Origin of the sequence: Cohnella sp. CFH 77786, from assembly GCF_019400745.1 — a bacterium.
Lineage (GTDB): Bacteria > Bacillota > Bacilli > Paenibacillales > Paenibacillaceae > Cohnella.
Genome location: NZ_WJIB01000002.1, coordinates 476,697 through 493,526, shown reverse-complemented (window position 1 = coordinate 493,526; position 16,830 = coordinate 476,697). Strand labels below are relative to the sequence as shown.

At 54.0% G+C, this 16,830-nt stretch carries 17 protein-coding genes and 1 pseudogene; 1 reads left to right on the top strand and 17 read right to left on the bottom strand.

All coding sequences use genetic code 11. From position 1 onward, the window contains the following. Positions 1-293: 293 nt before the first annotated feature. From GE107_RS27015 to GE107_RS04955, 4 genes are read right to left on the bottom strand one after another with little or no spacing between them, the layout of a single operon-like run. Positions 294-1,031 carry a response regulator gene (locus tag GE107_RS27015; protein WP_219638395.1) on the bottom strand — a complete coding sequence of 246 codons (738 nt, stop codon included), beginning with the start codon at positions 1,029-1,031 and terminating at the stop codon, positions 294-296. 12 nt (positions 1,032-1,043) lie between these two features. Next, the gene (locus tag GE107_RS27010; RefSeq protein ID WP_219638394.1) at positions 1,044-3,998 is read right to left on the bottom strand and encodes an ATP-binding protein; all 2,955 of its coding nucleotides are present in this window, start codon (positions 3,996-3,998) and stop codon (positions 1,044-1,046) included. After that, positions 3,995-5,119, bottom strand: coding sequence for an adenylate/guanylate cyclase domain-containing protein (locus GE107_RS27005; RefSeq protein ID WP_219638392.1), 1,125 nt, complete (start codon positions 5,117-5,119; stop codon positions 3,995-3,997). The genes GE107_RS27010 and GE107_RS27005 overlap by 4 nt, the downstream gene beginning before the upstream one ends. After that, positions 5,116-5,865 carry a response regulator gene (locus GE107_RS04955; RefSeq protein WP_219638390.1) on the bottom strand — a complete coding sequence of 250 codons (750 nt, stop codon included), beginning with the start codon at positions 5,863-5,865 and terminating at the stop codon, positions 5,116-5,118. The genes GE107_RS27005 and GE107_RS04955 overlap by 4 nt, the downstream gene beginning before the upstream one ends. Before the next feature lie 241 nt (positions 5,866-6,106). Between GE107_RS04955 and GE107_RS04950 the strand changes: the two genes are divergently transcribed. Then, a complete protein-coding gene (locus GE107_RS04950) occupies positions 6,107-6,316 on the top strand; it encodes a cold-inducible protein YdjO-related protein (RefSeq protein ID WP_219638389.1) in 210 nt (69 codons plus the stop codon). Between the two features lie 929 nt (positions 6,317-7,245). Here the strand turns inward: GE107_RS04950 and GE107_RS26400 are convergent. The 13 genes and pseudogenes from GE107_RS26400 to GE107_RS26385 all read right to left on the bottom strand — a co-directional run bounded on the left by GE107_RS26400 (position 7,246) and on the right by GE107_RS26385 (position 16,805). Beyond that, positions 7,246-7,521 (bottom strand): YiaA/YiaB family inner membrane protein, encoded by a 276-nt coding sequence (locus GE107_RS26400; protein ID WP_370636261.1) that lies wholly within the window; start codon positions 7,519-7,521, stop codon positions 7,246-7,248. Next, positions 7,501-7,740, bottom strand: a pseudogene (locus GE107_RS26395) (YiaA/YiaB family inner membrane protein); the annotation flags it as partial. The pseudogene GE107_RS26395 and the gene GE107_RS26400, both read right to left, overlap by 21 nt. Before the next feature lie 41 nt (positions 7,741-7,781). Then, positions 7,782-8,756, bottom strand: coding sequence for a DMT family transporter (locus GE107_RS04940; protein WP_219638387.1), 975 nt, complete (start codon positions 8,754-8,756; stop codon positions 7,782-7,784). A gap of 79 nt (positions 8,757-8,835) precedes the next feature. Then, the gene (locus tag GE107_RS04935) at positions 8,836-9,615 is read right to left on the bottom strand and encodes a glycerophosphodiester phosphodiesterase (protein ID WP_370636260.1); all 780 of its coding nucleotides are present in this window, start codon (positions 9,613-9,615) and stop codon (positions 8,836-8,838) included. Between the two features lie 200 nt (positions 9,616-9,815). Next, positions 9,816-11,048: an aminopeptidase gene (locus tag GE107_RS04930; RefSeq protein ID WP_219638384.1), complete on the bottom strand. Its 1,233-nt coding sequence runs from the start codon at positions 11,046-11,048 to the stop codon at positions 9,816-9,818. A 179-nt stretch (positions 11,049-11,227) separates the two neighbouring features. After that, on the bottom strand, positions 11,228-12,406 hold the full coding sequence (locus GE107_RS27000) for a bifunctional diguanylate cyclase/phosphohydrolase (protein WP_370636250.1): 1,179 nt from the start codon (positions 12,404-12,406) through the stop codon (positions 11,228-11,230). A gap of 1,167 nt (positions 12,407-13,573) precedes the next feature. Next, positions 13,574-14,155, bottom strand: a complete 582-nt coding sequence (locus GE107_RS04920) for a DUF5317 domain-containing protein (RefSeq protein ID WP_219638381.1) — start codon at positions 14,153-14,155, stop codon at positions 13,574-13,576. Further along, entirely contained in the window at positions 14,156-14,362 is a 207-nt protein-coding gene (locus GE107_RS04915) for a helix-turn-helix domain-containing protein (protein WP_219638380.1), read from the bottom strand. A 249-nt stretch (positions 14,363-14,611) separates the two neighbouring features. After that, positions 14,612-15,259, bottom strand: a complete 648-nt coding sequence (locus GE107_RS04910) for a helicase-related protein (RefSeq protein WP_219638378.1) — start codon at positions 15,257-15,259, stop codon at positions 14,612-14,614. Positions 15,260-15,386: 127 nt separating this feature from the next. After that, positions 15,387-16,058 (bottom strand): MBL fold metallo-hydrolase, encoded by a 672-nt coding sequence (locus GE107_RS04905; protein WP_219638376.1) that lies wholly within the window; start codon positions 16,056-16,058, stop codon positions 15,387-15,389. A gap of 18 nt (positions 16,059-16,076) precedes the next feature. Then, complete coding sequence (locus tag GE107_RS04900; RefSeq protein ID WP_219638374.1) at positions 16,077-16,373, bottom strand: YciI family protein; 297 nt, start codon at positions 16,371-16,373, stop codon at positions 16,077-16,079. A gap of 19 nt (positions 16,374-16,392) precedes the next feature. After that, complete coding sequence (locus GE107_RS26390; RefSeq protein WP_255570191.1) at positions 16,393-16,653, bottom strand: DUF2203 domain-containing protein; 261 nt, start codon at positions 16,651-16,653, stop codon at positions 16,393-16,395. Positions 16,654-16,667: 14 nt separating this feature from the next. Then, the gene (locus GE107_RS26385; protein WP_370636249.1) at positions 16,668-16,805 is read right to left on the bottom strand and encodes a DUF2203 family protein; all 138 of its coding nucleotides are present in this window, start codon (positions 16,803-16,805) and stop codon (positions 16,668-16,670) included. Positions 16,806-16,830 lie beyond the last annotated feature (25 nt).

Sequence of the window (16,830 nt, the reverse complement as noted above, 5' to 3'; positions counted from 1 at the left end):
AATTCTATCATCTAAAATCCACAACAAAAAATGAGGCTTGTGCCTCTTCGTTTTGTGAGCTCTTTTCATTTCCAATTGAAAACGCTTCAATCGAGGACGGCGCAGGGTTTGTCGAATTTTCACGACTTACCGGTGACGATTTCTGGCGAGAAATGTATAAAGATGCATTACGATTTTTTGTTAAAAAATTGTTAAAGTCCCCTTCGGATCTCTGTAAACGGCGGGGCAACCCTTCCTTCCATCATGAATGACACCGGCAACGATTGCCGGTGCCCTCGGTTTGGCCGATCCGTTCAAAAGACGACTTGCGCCCATTCGGTATGAATGCGGAAAAATTCGCCTTGATTATGCTGCTTCAGGGATTCGATCAGACTGTGGTTATGGCTGAGCGCCTTGACCGCACCTCCGGCGTCATGCAGCTTTCTCATGAGGCCCAGGATACGGACCAGCAAGTCCTCCTGCAGCATCCCGATGCTGCCGAAATCGACGACGGCTCGGAGCGGCTTGACGTAGAGGAACCCTTGCACCGCCGTCTGAAGCTCGTCCAGCTTCTCGTCCGTGATTCCGTGTCCGATCCGGATGAGGAAGATTCCGTTCTTGTTCTCGATCGCCAGCGGCACGTCGTTGTCCCGCCCGTTCTCCTCTGTCATGGACGCGACGTCCGGGGATTTGATTTTCAGAACTTCGTTCACCGTTTCGAGAATCTTCTCCACGGTCACCGGTTTGAGGATATAGTGCTTGGCGCCGTTCTGGATCGCCTCGAACACCATGTTCCGCTGGTCCAGCGCGCTAATCATGATGATGTTGGCTTCCGGATACGTGGCCATGATTTTTTTGACGGCGTCGATCCCGTTCATGACCGGCATCGTGATGTCCATCGTCACGAGGTCCGGCAGCAGCCTCGCGTATTCCCGGTACGCCTCCATTCCGTCGGAAGCTTCTCCGACGATCGTGTGGCCCGCCTGCACAAGCATCGATTTCAGATTTCTCCGCATGATCACGGAATCGTCTACGATCAATATTCTGGCCAAATGGATAACCTCCTAGGTTAAACTGCTTTTCTTGAGAATGACGAAGCCGACGCGAAGCACCCCTTGCCCGGAATCCAGACGGCACGTCCAGATTTCCGAATCCGCGTATCGGATGGAAGCCCCCTCCGTGCGGATCGTGATCGGCGGATCCATCAGAATGAATTCTTCCAGGCTCTGCAGCTGGCTCAGGGAATTCCCGAGCACCGTATTGGCGGCTTCCGCCAGACTGTCCTCGACGAATGCGTCCTCTTCTGCCTCCGGAATCCCTCCGATGACCATGCGCTGAAGCAATATTCGAGAAAGCCGGTCGTCTGCCGTCATCACGAAGATGCCTTCCACCGCCCCTTTGACATGGATGAACGTGGTCACCTTGTTCAGCAGCAGCTTGTCGTTCTTCCCCTGCTGCAGCTGAACCATTTCGTCGGCGACCAGGCGGACGCCGGCTTGCTCGCGGAAGAAGGTCTCGGTGGTGCGGACCAGCGGTTCGATCACCGTCGGCACGCCGAGCTGCGGAAGATCGGTCAATTCGTCAGCCGGAAGCGTAATGCGGAAGATCGTGCCCTGCCCCGGCCCGGTCATCACTTCGATCGTGCCGCCCAGACGAAGCACTTCGGCTTTGACGGAGGACAATCCGATTCCCCGTCCGGACAGTTCCGTGACTTGCTCCTTCGTCGAGAGCTCGTCGCGGAAAATGAGGTCGAGCGCTTCCCGATCGTCCAAGTTAGCCAGACGGTCTTCCGCATAGATGCCGGCGGCCTGCGCCCGGGCCTTGATCGCGGAGACGTCGATTCCCTTTCCGTCGTCGGCGATGGACAAGAGAATCGAATCCGCCCCCCGGCTAACGTCGCAGATCAAGTTGGCCGAAACCTCCTTGCCGGAAGCCTCCCTCTCCTCGGCCGTCTCGATGCCGTGGTCGACAGCGTTGCGGAAAATATGGATAAGGGACCGGCCAAGCTCCCCGTATTTATCCGTATCGGCGAGGAAGTCCCCGCCCCGGATGTCGAAGCGGTTCACGGATTTCTCGAGCCGCGAGGCCAGCCCTTCCACGTATTCGGGATAGGTCTTGAGCAGGTCGCGGAAAGGCTTGTACCTGAGCTTGCGCAGGTCGGGCAGCAACAGCTTGCAATCGACCGGCGACAACGTTTGCAGCATTTTCTTCTCGATCTCGATCAAGCGGGCCTTGTCGATCATCAGGACGTCCCGGTCTTGGAGGAACTCGTCGCCGACGGTGTCCCGTAGCATCTGCATGTCCTCTTCCAGGGCTGTCTCCAAGGACATGTCTTCCAGTTCGTCCAGCCATTCCATGGCTTCGGACGGTTCCCGCTTGCCGAGCTTGGAAACGAGGGTTTCCGCTTCGTGCAGCCTTTCCGTGATCTGGCGAAGACCCCATTGTGCGAAAGTGCCTTTGAACGTATGGAGATGGCGGAATACGACCGTCAGCTTGTCCCCTATCGGCTCGTCCCTGGACGCCAGCTGCTTCAGGTCGTACTCGAGGAATTTGCGGAAATCCTTCACGCTGGAGGAGAAGTCGGCATAATGGACCATGACTTTGACGACCATCTTGAGGGTATTCCGTTCCGCTTCCATTTGCGATTGAAGCGCCCGTTTTTCCGTGATGTCGGTCAGGACGACCATGAATATCTCGCCGGTCTCGTTCTCGGGATCCGGTATGATTTTATAGTCGACGTGCACGATCCGCCCGCAGGTTCGGACCTCTTCAATAAGGAGCGGCATGTAGATTTCCCGGCGGTTGCGGTCGCGGTCCTGCAGAATTTTCACGAGGATGTTCTCCATGAATATCCGCTGTTCTTCGTCCCCGGAGGAGATTAAGGCCGGGAAAGAGCGCCCGGCGAGCGGCCGATCCGGAGACAATATTTTGACGCATTCCTGGCTGAACACCGGGTGGACCGACAGATCCGCGCCGAACGTCAGGAAGCCCTGCCCCGCATGATTCAGGATGTTCCGAAGCGCGGCTTCCTTCCGGGCGATTTCCAGTTGGGCCCGCTGGATGATCTCCTTGGACTCCATGAGCTCCTGATTTTGCGCTTCGAGCTCCTCGTTCTGGTCCTCCAGCGTCTGCTTCTGAATATGGAGCTGGTCGGCGTAATCACTCATCTTCTCTATGATCAGATTCGTGGCATCCGCGAGCTCTTCGATTTCCCGCAGCGGCCGTCTCAGCTCCACCCGGTTCCCTGCGACATCCTCGTAACGGTCCCGCGCAATCCCCTGGATGTTGTCTTTGAGCTGCATCAGCGGTTTGAGCACCGGAATCGAGAACAGCTTGCTGAAAAGCAAGGAAAACAGCTGCATAATGACGAACATCACGATGAACAAGACGACCATGAGCGCGAGCATGAAGGCAGTTACCGCCGGGGAGAAGCCGACTTTCACCTGCCCGATCCGATCTCCTGACGTATTATACAGCTCGTTGAGGGAATCCGAATGGTACAAGCGGTCCACCAGCTTCAGCAGCCCCTTCGGGGAAGCCATGGCTTCGTTGTTCGAATAGACGGTTTTCCCGGCCAAATCCACTTGAACGTAAATCATCACATCCGAAAAATCGACTCTCTTGGGAGGCGCTAAATCGACTTCCCCCGAATTCGGATCCCAGGACATGGGAAGGAAGTATTCGATCTTGGTCATCCGGTCCATCTTGGCTTTCCACGGCTGGGCTTCGGGACTGTCCGGATTGAAATCCTCCAGCTTCCCGATCTTCATCTCCTGAAGGAACGATGGAGAATTGATCTCTTCGGCGATGGAAGAGCTGATATAAGTGGCGGCGGCTTCCGTAATCGGCTTGAAAATGAATCCGATCAAGGCCAGCGTAATGCAGGCGAACAGAAACGTGTTGACCATGTTGGACAGATAGAACAGGCGGCGTACCCGTCTCCTGAGCGTCCGGCGGTTTATCTTATTTCCCGGCTTGGGGTAATGGCTGCGAACGGCCTGCTGGGGCTTGGCAGTCACAAGGTTTCACCTGCTTCTTGGGAGTCGTAGGCCGGGCGGCCCGCGGGAGGACCTTCTCCGGTTACTTCATAGATTTCGACGGGTTCCTTCTTGCCCTTCACCCGCACCCGATCGACCCGTCTGACCCGGAACCGGGAAGGATCCGCCAGACGGCGGTATGTATGCTCCGAGAACAGAATGGAAGTGCCGTACGCTTTGTTGAACTCTTCCATCCGGGAGGCGAGATTGACGGCATCGCTGATCACCGTTCCTTCCATCCGGTTCTCCCCGCCGACGATACCCAGCATCATGGAACCCGTATTGATCCCGATGCCGATCGCCAGCGGCTCTTCGCCGGCGGCCGCGCGGTCCCGGTTGAACTCGCGGAGCCGTTCCAGCATCCGAAGCGCGGCAAGTAAGGCATGGTCAGGACTCCTGTGGAAGAGAGCCATGATCGAATCGCCTATATATTTGTCGATGAACCCGTGATGCTCGTTGACCACCGGTTCCATGACATATAGGTAGGCATTGATCAACCGGAAGTTTTCTTCGGGCGTCAATCCTTCGGACAAGGCGGTGAAGGAACGGATGTCCGACACGAGAATCGTCATTTCCGTCTGGACATGGTCGCCGAGCTTCACTTCCGTGATGCTCGATTTCTGGAGAAAGCTGATGAAGTCTTTGGGAACGAACCGCTGATAGGCGTTCGTGAGCGCGAGTTGAGCCAATTTCGCCTGTCGCTCTTCCTCGAAGCCTTGCTCCAGGTTGTCCACGTTCCTCAGCAGCATCCGGTTAATCTCGATCACTTGCCGGAACGCTTCCGCGATGCCGGGCTCGGCCCTGCGGAACGGTTCCTCCGGAATCTCGTCCGGAATAAAGCCTTCCGAGATGTCCTCCAGCCTGGAACGAAAGTAGCGCAGCGGTTCATGGACGCGGATCCGGAGGAAACGCAGCAGCAAGAACGCATAAGCGGCGATCCCCACCAGCGTAAGCGCGAACAAGGCGAATCCCCAGGTTGCCCGGTTTCCGGACAAGCCGTTAATCGAGTACCACCCGAGCGCAAAGGCCGGAAGGCCGATCAGAAGAACCAGGCACGCGACGAGCGGCGTCCGGAGCTTGTTCGGAATATCCGCCGCCTTCACCCGCTCCGTCCTTCCGCCCCGATCGGTACGGACAACCGGTTGCGCAGCGCGGCGGCCAGCGTCTCGTTCCGGGCGCCTGCGAAGGCGTTCCCCCCGGCTTGCCGGATCGTACCGATCAATGCCTCCAGTTCGTCAGCCAACGCCGGATGGCACCCCTGCGCGTCTCCGAAATGAAAGGCAATGTTGATCGGCTTCACGAAAAGCAGTCCTTGCACGGCCGTTCGCAAATCGGCATAGGGACCCGGCCTCATCGGATCGGCGAACGAAATCGTGAACATCCCGTCTTTGTTCTCGATGTCGAAACCGGGCCCTTCAGCCGTCAAGCTTGAAGTCGCGGGACGCTCGGGAGATCCGGCGGCGACCGGTTCGGAAACCGGGACAGGGGAAGGCTCAAGCTGCTGTCGTACGGCCGAGAGCAGCTTATCTGCCGTGATCGGTTTGATCAAATAGTGCTTGGCTCCGTTCTCCATCGCCTCGAACAGCATCCGCCGCTGATCGAAGGCGCTGATCACGACGATCCGGGCTCCCGGATACTCGCGGATGATCCGCTTGACCGTCTCCAAGCCGTCCATCACCGGCATCGTGATGTCCATCGTCACCAGGTCGGGGAGATACTTGCGGTACGCTTGAAGCGCCTCCTCGCCGTCGGCCGCTTCGGCCACGACTTCATACCCGGCATTCGAGAGGATCGCTCTCAGGTTTCTACGCATGATTGCGGAATCGTCCGTGATGAGAATGCGCTTCAAAGATCAAACCTCTCTTCCATAACTTGTCTCTCCCATTGTAGCCGGATCGACAGGAAGTGACAATCTTCCCAGGCTTGAACGATCATAAAGAAACCATCCTTCGGCGCGGATATAGAGAGGAATACCCACAGAACTTCAGCGAAACCGCATGGTCCCGGGGATGGACCACAACGCGGTTTTCTTGCGGTTAGGACTTGTGCATGAGGGGAAACGTAGTCGGTGGAGGTGAATCGTCCTGCAAATGGATACGCCCAAACCGGAGACCTCGCCGGTTCCGATCTTCCGATGCGTCAATCCGGAATGCAAGGCGTGGGTGCGGGAGGAACTGGCCGCTTCAGCTTCTCCCGAATGTCCCATGTGCCGGGGGAAAATGATCCGGGGCATCAAACACTTGCCTAAGCTGATTAAGAAGCATAGAGGGAGCCGCAAGAAGAACGACGAGAAAGTTTGACTCGTTAGAACAGCGTTTCCATAGAACGATCAAGATCAAGTCTAAGAGGTTCTATTTTTTCGCTGAAACTGCTTTTCTCCGCAATCGTTCCGGATTCGCAGACTTGAACAAAAAAACGACGGTGACCTACAGCATATATGCCAAGCCGCTTTCGGCAGATCCTACCGAATGCCGGATTTGCCCCGCCGATCCACTTTAGATGAAAAACCTCCCGCTAATTCCTTGAATTTTGCTTATTCGGGATCTTTAGAGGGAAAATCTCCCACTAATATCGGTGAAAAACTTCAATTGAGGGGAGATAGCCGGAATTAGAGGGAGGTTTTCCTTCTAATCACGCGCGTGTGGGATACGCAAAAATAGAGGGCCGATTTCCCTTTACTCGCCTTGACTTCGAGACAGCCGCCCCATCTTAGGCACCCAGTTCGGCACTGCCGAAATCAGATACGCGTATGACGAGGATGGCAGATTTTATACTTTCTGAATCACCAAGTAAAACGACTTCGTCGTTCTGTCGGTACGTATTTCAAGGCAGATTTGCGGACAGGCCCTTCATCTGGCTTGATGACTCGTATCTCGGCCGAGTGGAACATACTTGCTCGTGAGTTCAATCGCCACCCGGATAAAAGACCAAGCCTTGCATACCCACACCCGATTCTCTTAAAAGACTGATCCGCAGGGCGGCGTGCAAGGGCTTGGATTACCTCTTATGATAGGAGACGACCGTCTCTTTGTAACCGGTAAACTGTGTCATGACAGAGCAACATTCCAAACCATTCTCCCTTTCGCTCGAAAGGTCGGACGGCGGGATTATGCAGTTTCCCCGCGCGCTGCCCCGCAAGAAAGAGCATCTCCCGCGTCATGCTTTCGAGCGAATGCTTAGGCTTGAACCTCCAGTTCACGATGCCCGAGCGGCACCACACCGCGTTCCCTTAAGCGTTCGCTTCGTCGGACTCCGGAAGCTTGTCTTCTTCGTTGTCCCGGATCGTCTTCTGCAGGACGAGACAGGACACGATCAGAAACGCGGCGGCGATGGCGTAATATCCAACCACGTAAAGCGGTTCCTGCAAGGTCGACAGACCGATATATTCGAAAGCGACCGACAGGACGAATCCTCCCCAGGCCAAGAAAGTAAATGCAGGAGTGTTCCGCCTCCGGTGATGGGGATTGTGCTCCGCAAGGTAACGGTCTTCGTCATTGTCGCGGATGACCTTCTGAAGCACGAACGACGTAACGATGATCAGCACGCCCACGGCTGCATAGTAGCCTTGAACGGACAGGGGCTGCTTCAGCGTATAGATGCCGACGAATTCAAACCCGCAAGCGATGACGAATGCCGCCCATGCCATGAAGGTATACGCCGGAGTATTTCTTCTCCGGTAGAAATTGCGGCTAGCTCTTCTGGCCGCGACAATCGGTTCTTCCATGTCCGATTCCTCCTGAGTGACGGGATCTGGTGGATCTAACGTCATGATACGGGAGGATGGCGGCTGCCGGTAGACTCATCTTTTCCTAGTACCTTCCGGGGACGAATCACCCGGTTTACGATCACGATGCCCAGCACGATCAAGAGAAGAGACAGAAACGTGGTCGGATAAAGACGTTCGTTCAGCATCCAGGCGGACAACATCACCCCGAACAGAGGGATCAGAGCCAAGTACATGGACACCGAGCCTACGCTGTTATATTTCATCAGGTAGTTCCAAAGCAGGAAACCCGTCGAAGAGAGCACGGCCAAATAGAGCAGCAGAAGAACCGAATGGCCGTCGATCCGAAACGGCAGCCATCCTCCCCGAAGACCTCCGGCCGCCAGCAGGGTCAATCCGCCGAGAAGCATCTGCAAGCCCGTCAATAAGAACACGTTCACGCTCGATGCCTGCTTCTTGCTGATGACGTTCCCGAGCGCCCCGAACAACATCGCGGCCAGCAGCAGAATCTCTCCGAATCCGAACGAGCCTTCGTCTGCCGCTCCTTGAAAATAAATAACCATGATGCCGGCAAACCCGGCAAGCATCCCCAACACCTTCGGCGCGGTAAACCGTTCGTCGCGGTACATGAAGCGGGCAACGAGCAGTTGGAAGAACGATGTCGTCCCCGCGGTTATCGAACTGATCGTTCCCGTACTGAAGCCGAGACCGATATAAAACGCGATGTATTGCAATACCGTTTGGAAAACGCCCACCTTAGCGGCTCTAGCCACAGACGACCAGTTTCTCTCGAATTCGATCCGCATCGCGAGCATCGCGATTAAGATCAACATTCCGGCCAGCGTAAAACGGTACCCGGCAAACAAAATTTGCGCATTCGTCTCATCCCTATGGATGCCCATATGGGCGTAAGAAAGCTTGATCAGGGGAAAAGCGCTGCCCCACAGCAGAGTCGCCCCTGCCGCAGCCAGCGGCTTGCCGATCGGGTGTGTAAAAAATCGTTCTGCTGCGGACATAGTCCCTCCGTCATGCTGTCGAATCAAATACGCTCTATTGTAACCGGATTGATCCCGGATCGGCAATTCCCCTTCGTTTCTAGCCGTAGTCCTTACGCGGTACATAATCGGGATAGTCCGTGATGATGCCGTCCACGCCCATCCGTATCAGCGGTTCCACCTGGGATTTGTCGCGGACCGTCCAAGGCAGGATCTTCATGCCGAGCGAGTGGATTTGGTCCGTCAGCGTCCCGCTTGCGAGGCTTAGGTGGGGGTTCACGTATTCGGCGAACTCCGCGAAATCCCGCAGTTTGTCTTCCGTCAAGTCCTCCGGCAGGAAGGTCAATAGCCCGATGGGAATATCGGGGAGAAGCGCATGAAAACGGCGCATGGCTGCGTGGTCGAAGGACTGGACGATCACTTCGCCTCTTTTCGGCTCGTCCATTACCCTTTCCCGGAGCTCATCGGCCACCTGCTGCTCAATCCCCGGATAAAGCCAGGGCGATTTGATCTCGATCAGAAAACCGATTTGGCCCCGGTAACGGTCCAGCACCTCGCCCAGCGTAGGAATCCGTTCGCCGGCATAGGCGTCGGAGAACCAACTCCCAGCGTCAAGGCCCCGAAGCTCCTCCAACGTCAAATCCATAACGGCTCCGCTGCCGTCCGTCGTCCGGTCGACCGTTTCGTCATGGATCACGACCAATTTGCCGTCTTTGCTCCTCTGCACGTCGAACTCGATCAAATCCGCATTCATCTTCAAAGCCAGGTCGAAAGCAGCGATCGTGTTTTCCGGCGCATACCCCGACGCGCCCCGATGGGCAATCTTCCATAAGTCGCGGGAATTAGCCGAAGCGTCGGACACCAGACCGGGAAACGACATTCCGGATGCCGCCAGCATCATGAGGAAAACCACCGCCTTCATCGGTTTCTCGCCCCTTTTTCTTCTGTCGTCCATTCCAGTATAGAGCGTCATTGTAAACCGAAATGGCGGTAAACTCGCTTCGTTTGTAAGTCTGAAAAAAACGCCTGCATCCGGCCGGATGGCGGATGAACAGGCGATTTACAACGATTGCCATATTTTCAGAATGCCCAAGTCCCTTGCCGGAAAATCGGCTCCAGCGTGCCGTCGGCGGTTTCGCCGTCGATGTCCATGTCGGCCGTGCCGATCATGAAATCCACATGGGTTTGGCTGTTGTTGAGCCCGGCTTTCTCCCTCTCCTCAGGCGATAGGGAGGCGCCGTCCTCCAGGCAGAACGCGAAAGCCCGGCCGATGGCCAAATGGCTGGACGCATTCTCGTCGTACAAGGTATGGTAGAAAATCAAGCCGGATCGGGAAATCGGGGAATCGTGCGGCACCAGGGCCACCTCTCCCAAATATTGCGCCCCCTCGTCAAGCCCGATCATCGCTTTCAAAGTATCGGTGCCTTTCTCCGCTTCATACTCGACGACCCTTCCGTTCTCGAAACGCATCCTGAAATTCTCGATTACGTTGCCTTGGTAGCTGAGCGGTTTGGAGCTGCGGACGGTTCCGTTCGTCCCCTCCTTGCGCGGGGATGTAAATACTTCTTCCGTGGGGATGTTGGGGCTGAAAACCGTTCCTTTCTCATTCCGGGCCGATCCTCCGCTCCAAATATGCCCTTGAGGAAGCTCCACGGTCAATTCCGTCCCGAGCGCGCGGTAATGAAGCTTCCGGTATTGCTTGCGGGTCAAGTATTCTTTCCTCTCGTGCAATGCGGCAACATGCTCCGTCCAATTCCGGACCGGATCGTTCCCTTCCACCCGCGAGGCCCGGAAAATCGCTTCCCACAGCGCCTGCACGGCTTCGTTCTCCGGCAGGCCGGGGAACGCTTTTTTCGCCCATTCGGGCGAAGCGGCGCCGATAATCGTCCATGAAAACTTGTCGGAGGTCATGTATTCCCTCCACCTGGCGAGCGCTTTGCCCGAGGCTTTGGCGAAAGCCGCGACGCGTCTCGTATCCGCGTCCTTCAGCATCTCGGGGTCCCTGGACTCGATCAGCAGATACGCCCCGTCGTTCACCGCGTTCTCTTCCACCGCCTGCACCCGCCAGGCCGGATACTCCTCGAACGCTTCGTCCGGAGCTTTCGCGAATTTGATTTTCGTTATCGCTTCGTCGTACCATTCCACGTGTACGTCTCTGGCTCCCGCTTCGTATGCCTTGTCCGTAATGAAACGCACCAGCTCGGGGGTGCCGATCGGGGCATTGATCCATAAGGCTTGTCCGGGTTGGATATTCAATCCGACCTTTACGGTTATTTCGGCGTATTGCTTCAGTTTAGTCAAGAAGTCAGACATATAAGCCCTCCGCTCTCGGTTCCATCGCAGGATTTTATTACCATCTTACACATTCGCGAACCGCTTTTTCAACCTGATGGACCGGCCTATTCGACGGGATACGTCCACATTGATCTAGTTGAACAAAAAAAAAGAGAGTCCGTCGACTCTCTACTTGCTGGATTCTCATCCTTGCGCGGTTATCCCCCATTGTTGGGACTAACGTCCGCCATCTCGCTGCCGGCAACGGCGACATCGGACAGACTGGACGCCAGCTTGCCTTCCATATAACGAATGAACTGGTCTGCAAGCTCGGGATCGAATTGGGAGCCGGAGCATCTTCTGATTTCCAGCAGCGCGTCCATGAACGATTTCGTCTCCTGATACGGACGTTCCGTCGTCATCGCATCGAATGAATCGATAATGCACAGCATTCGGGCCAACCTTGGAATTTCTTCCCCTTTGTAACCGTGCGGGTATCCGGCGCCGTCATAACGTTCATGGTGGAGTTCGACGAGCGGAACGAGATCCTTGAATTTGCCCGTTACGAGAACGATTTCCTTTCCCCACAACACGTGCTTTTTGACGATTTCCCATTCCTCGCGGGTCAGCTTGCTCTTCTTATTCAAGATGTCCCTCGGGATTTCCAGCTTCCCGATGTCGTGAATCAACGCGCCCAATACCAGAAGCCTGCGATCCGATTCGCCCAGCTTCAGCACTTCGGCCATTTCGACCGCGTACGAATACACCCTTTTGGAATGCTTGAACGTGTACACGTCTTTGGACAGGAAAATTTTCAGCTGCTGTTCCAATTCATGGATGTCGTTCTCGAGACTGATCGGCAAACGGCTATCTTCGCCATAGATGAGGACCGTGTTCTTGCCTTTGGCCTTCGCCGCATAGAGCGCCTGGTCCGCCCAATCGATCAGTTGGGACTTGTCGTGCGTCTCCTTGTTCAGCTCCAGAATCCCGGCCGAGAACGATACGCAGCCGTGCGGAAAAATCTCCACCCCTTCGAAGGGAGTGTCGTTGATTTTCTTGCGGAGTGAGTCCACGAACGCCTTCGCTTTATCCTGCGTTAATCCCGGCATGATGATGGAGAACTCTTCCCCCCCAAACCGGGCGGCGAAAAACTCCTTGGGTTCGCATTCCGACTTGATCTGTTGGCCGAAAAAACCGAGAAGCCGATCACCTTGCGGGTGACCGAAAGCGTCATTGTATTTCTTGAAGTCGTCCAAATCGATCATCACCAGGGATAAGGGAAGAGCCTGTTCCCTGGCTTGAGCGATATATTCATCCAGCTTCTCTTCGAAGTAACTGTGGCTGTACAAGCCGGTGCGCTGGTCCGTATTCGCTTTTTCGCTGACTGCATTATACATATTGAACAATTGCCTGAAGGCGTGGGACAAAAGCATCCCAATCGCAAGGAAAAGAAAGAGGCCAAGCGAACCGTTATTTACGATTAGAATGACGAGAACTAGTGAAAGCAGCAGTGTACTTAAGTAAGCAAACAGAGTATCTTTCAAAATGTTTTTAATAAACTCATAAATGGTTCCTTTATGTAAGAGAAAGTAATAGCCCAGTAATAAGACATTTACAATGAAATATACGCTTAAAGAGAGAATATAGGCATAAATGTGATCACTGTTCAATTCACCAGTTTTACCGCCTAACAGATTAAAAGTAAAATCCGCTCCGTTAATCATAAACGTGTAAATCGAAAAATTAACGAAGTGTTTCCACCACTTTATGGATCTATTGTAAACTAAGACGACCGCTGTACTGATTAGTAGAATAAATAAAGCAAAACTTCCGCCAAAAACAAACATTGCAGCCAAATAAACGGATGAGTCCATGGACTGGACATTGCCTTCCGGCGGAAGGTAAAAAGAATAGTGATCTAATATCAAAACGGCTCCAACCATGGCATATATTAGTGCCCATTGTGCCATGGTATAAGCATGAAAGGATAAATTTCCGGTTGCAGCATAGAGTGCTACTCCTGCAAAGCAAAGCAACAACAAATAGATGTTGCCGGGTTGTCGAAAGTTGGAAAGTAATCTTTGAGCGAACCCCATTGTGGCTTCAGACCCTCCAACACGTTCAAATAAAAAAACGGGCAAACAGGTTTACCTGTTTACCCTTTATCTTAACCTAATTTATATCCCGATGTAAGAGCAATAATGACTGATGCAACAATCAACGCATTCAACAAAATCCGGGTAACTTTGATTCCATCAAGTTTTTTCATATGGCTATCTCCTCCAAATGAATGAAATTATCCCAGTTTATAGCCGGAAGTCAGAGCCACGATGACCGAAGCAACAATGGCTGCGTTGAAAAGAATTCTCGAAAGTTTGATTCCTTCGATTTTTTTCATATGTATGTCTCCTCCCAAAGAATGAAATTATCCCAGTTTATAGCCGGAAGTCAGAGCCACGATGACCGAAGCAACGACGGCAGCATTGAACAAAATACGAGTAATCTTGATACCTTCAAATTTTTTCATGGTTTATCATTCTCCTCTTTAGGAAATTGAGTTTATATTATTTTGTTTTCACAAAGGAAGTACTCGTCTTATAAACCATCATGACTTTCTGCAGGAAGATGAAAATCCCGAAGTTCATGATAACATCGCCCACGCTGATCACTTGCTGTCTCGGATACGGAGGCGTGAGAGGAATGATGTCTCCAAGAAAGGGGAGTCTCGTCGAATCCGTCATTGCGACGTGCTTGGCGTCCGCGGTTCCGCTCTGAAGCATTTCAACGTATTTATGATCCAACACGGAAGCGGCGTCGATCGATACCGGCATTTGCCCCCCGTTCACAAGCATCACGAGGAAATTCAGCGCGACTCCGGCGAAAATCCACCAAAATCCTTTTTCGTTCCGGTTGAGCCAAAGTACACAAAGCCCGGCGGCGTAGACGACCATGAACATATAGCCGCTGGATGTCGCCAGAAATGGAATACGGTTTTCAAGCAACACGACAATCAATTGAATAGCCAGCAGAATCGGAAAGACGATGCCGCCTCTTATTCGAATTTGCGAGAGTGCCGCCAGACCGCTGCGCCATCCGGCGCGGATAAATCCGACGAGCAATCCGATTACGATTCCGTCATAAACCATTTAAGCAGTTCCCTTCGCAGCAGCCGGGATGGATGAAATCGTCTTACTGGCGCCGGGCTTTGGCTGGTTCTTCTCCAGAATATAAGTTTTGCCGAACTTCCGGCATGTCACTTTCCCTTCGCGGCAGAGCCGTTTGACATGGTCCTGATGGACTCCCCAAAGCTTGGATGCCTCTTCCGTCGACATAATTTCGTTGAGCGGGCTCAAAATGCACTCCTCCTTACTGCACAGATAGAGGCGGCATCTCTGGGTCTTTGCGAAAATCTTCCTATGAAATCGCTTCCTGTTTGACTAAATAATAGCATGTCCGACAACGGACGTCAACATTTTTTTTCGTAATATCTTCCACATTTGATTATAGCGCAAAAAAGACCCCGTAACCGGGGTCTTGGGATGCAATATATCAAACGATCCATGGTCGATTCCTATCAGATTTGGGAGTAGAATATCGATCCGTTACGCCGTCGGGTTCGCGCGTTGCCGGATCGACCTCTCGGCCATGCATTCCCCGTAATCGAATTCGTCGATTTTGCCGGAAGTCATAAGATAATAGACCCACGCTTCCCGATGCTGCGACGTCTGTCTCGTCATCCGGTTATGACGCTGAAGCATGTCCAAATACCGGGACGGATAATCGTAATGCACCAAATGGTTCGCGGCCGTCACGTCCAGCCCCGTGCTCGCGGCATCGGTCAGGATCAGAACGGTCGAATCGGGATGCTTGTTGAATTGGTCGATCAGTTGGTTCGCTTGATGGACGGACAGCTCCGCAGACAGGAATAACACGCTCTCCTGGCTCCAAGCCGCAGTCAGTCTTTCATGCAATTCCGCTGCCGCGGCGGCCGACTTCGAGATGATCGCGAGCTTCTCCCGCTTATCGCGGACCTTCCCGATCACTTCATTCAGCCGCTCCAGCTTGTTCGGGTTCCGGTTGCACAGCTCCGTCATGACGTCCTTGATCGCCATCAGCCGTTTCTTCGCTTCGATGGACGAAACGCGGCTGTTGCGCTCCGCGGCCGCAAAATATTCATTCAGGAGTCCGAGGTATTCCGTTTCCAATGAAGGTTCCAACGTGACGACGATCGGGATTTCCGTAACTTTCATCGCGGATAACACCCTCTCTCTCGGTTTTCCCCATTATAAACGAAAATCTGCCGGAGTCAGTGCCTAAGAACTTTCCACGTCTGGCACAAATCCCCTAAGCGGTGAAACGGCGGATCATCGATCTCCATCATTTATCCGCCTTTGCCGATGCCGCGATTTCGGTCAGCCGCTCCCGGATCCGCTCCTTGCAGACCCCTCCGTGATAAGTGATCACGGTTTCGATGTCGTAAACGAGAAGCTTCGAGACGGATTGCATCGCGCTTTCCCAATCCGGCGTGAATTGGGGGGTGGGCGGCATCAGAACGCCATCCTGCGCTGTCAGGGCATCACCCGAAACGAGCGTTTTGCTGGAGGGATGATACAGGCTGATATGGTCCGGCGTGTGTCCCGGCGTATGGATCACCCGAATGCCTCCGGCATGCGATAGGACATCGCCGTCCTTCAGCTTCACGCCTACATCAACCGCAGGGGCGATCATTCCGCTCTTGATCAGCGGAACTTCTCCCTTCAAATAAGGTACGGCCTCTTCATGCGCCAATACCTCTACTTTACCGCCGAACGCCTCGACCAACTCGGGAAGACTTCCGATGTGGTCCCGGTCCTGATGCGTGATGATGATTTTCGTCAAACGGCCGAACGGGATGCCTGCGCTCTCCACCGCACGGCGGATGATCTCCAGCTGTCCCGCGATTCCGGTATCCACCAGGATCAGGTTGCTCTCGTCCCTGAAGAGGGCCGCATGCACGATAAAAGGATTGCCGCCGGCATCCATTTCGAGTTTCAGCGGAATAAGTTCCATGACTGCCTCCTTGCAGGGTTAGGAATGGGGCGCGAACACGGAATTCAACCGCTCGTCCCATCCAGTCGGCTCGAACTCCACGATCTCGTAGTCCGCAATTTCATGCTTGTAAAAAGGATCTTGTCTGACGGTTTCTTCGACGAGTTCCCTGTCGGACCCTGCCGCGAGAATCACCCCGCCGTTTCTCGGCACTTTGCGACCGGAAAGAAGAAACAAGCCTTGTCCGTAGTACGTCTCCAAGAAAGCCTTGTGCTCCGGAAGATAGCGTTCGACCGCATCAAGCGACGCTTTGTACTTCAATAAAATAAGAAACATCGCCGACCCCCTCCTCCACTTAAGCGTCCGGAATCGGTTTGCGGCCGATGAAGCCGTCGTTCCATCCGTGATAATGGGTGATACTCTCTTCCCCTTCCTGCCAGCAGATCAATACCGATTTTCCTTCGATGATGGCCGGAAAGTCAACCAGACCCGGGCGGATTCGCTTCAGCAATACGCCCTTGCGTTCGAAATTCCCGATGAGCAAATCGACTTCCACTTTCATGAAATCGAGACGACTCTCTTCCGTGAAGAAAGGATCCCGGCCTTCGGCCGCCATGCCGGCCGTTTGCTTCAGGCGGTTTTTTTGTCCTGCAATTCCCCGTACAGCTCCTCGAACCGCGCCGCCAAATCCTGAAGCTTCCGCAATTCCGTTCTCAGCTCCGGCAGCAGCGCGTTCGCTTCTTGCAAAGTGAAGATTTTCCTGTCCACGCCGGCATACACCCCTTCTTCCCAA

Excerpts from the sequence above, each read along its gene's own strand:
- GE107_RS04950 (WP_219638389.1), top strand. The coding sequence starts at position 6,107 with ATGGATACGCCCAAACCGGAGACCTCGCCGGTTCCGATCTTCCGATGC.
- GE107_RS04940 (WP_219638387.1), bottom strand. The coding sequence starts at position 8,756 with ATGTCCGCAGCAGAACGATTTTTTACACACCCGATCGGCAAGCCGCTG.
- GE107_RS04935 (WP_370636260.1), bottom strand. The coding sequence starts at position 9,615 with ATGTCGTTTCCCGGTCTGGTGTCCGACGCTTCGGCTAATTCCCGCGAC.
- GE107_RS04930 (WP_219638384.1), bottom strand. The coding sequence starts at position 11,048 with ATGTCTGACTTCTTGACTAAACTGAAGCAATACGCCGAAATAACCGTA.
- GE107_RS27000 (WP_370636250.1), bottom strand. The coding sequence starts at position 12,406 with ATGTATAATGCAGTCAGCGAAAAAGCGAATACGGACCAGCGCACCGGC.
- GE107_RS04920 (WP_219638381.1), bottom strand. The coding sequence starts at position 14,155 with ATGGTTTATGACGGAATCGTAATCGGATTGCTCGTCGGATTTATCCGC.
- GE107_RS04910 (WP_219638378.1), bottom strand. The coding sequence starts at position 15,259 with ATGAAAGTTACGGAAATCCCGATCGTCGTCACGTTGGAACCTTCATTG.
- GE107_RS04905 (WP_219638376.1), bottom strand. The coding sequence starts at position 16,058 with ATGGAACTTATTCCGCTGAAACTCGAAATGGATGCCGGCGGCAATCCT.
- GE107_RS04900 (WP_219638374.1), bottom strand. The coding sequence starts at position 16,373 with ATGTTTCTTATTTTATTGAAGTACAAAGCGTCGCTTGATGCGGTCGAA.
- GE107_RS26390 (WP_255570191.1), bottom strand. The coding sequence starts at position 16,653 with ATGGCGGCCGAAGGCCGGGATCCTTTCTTCACGGAAGAGAGTCGTCTC.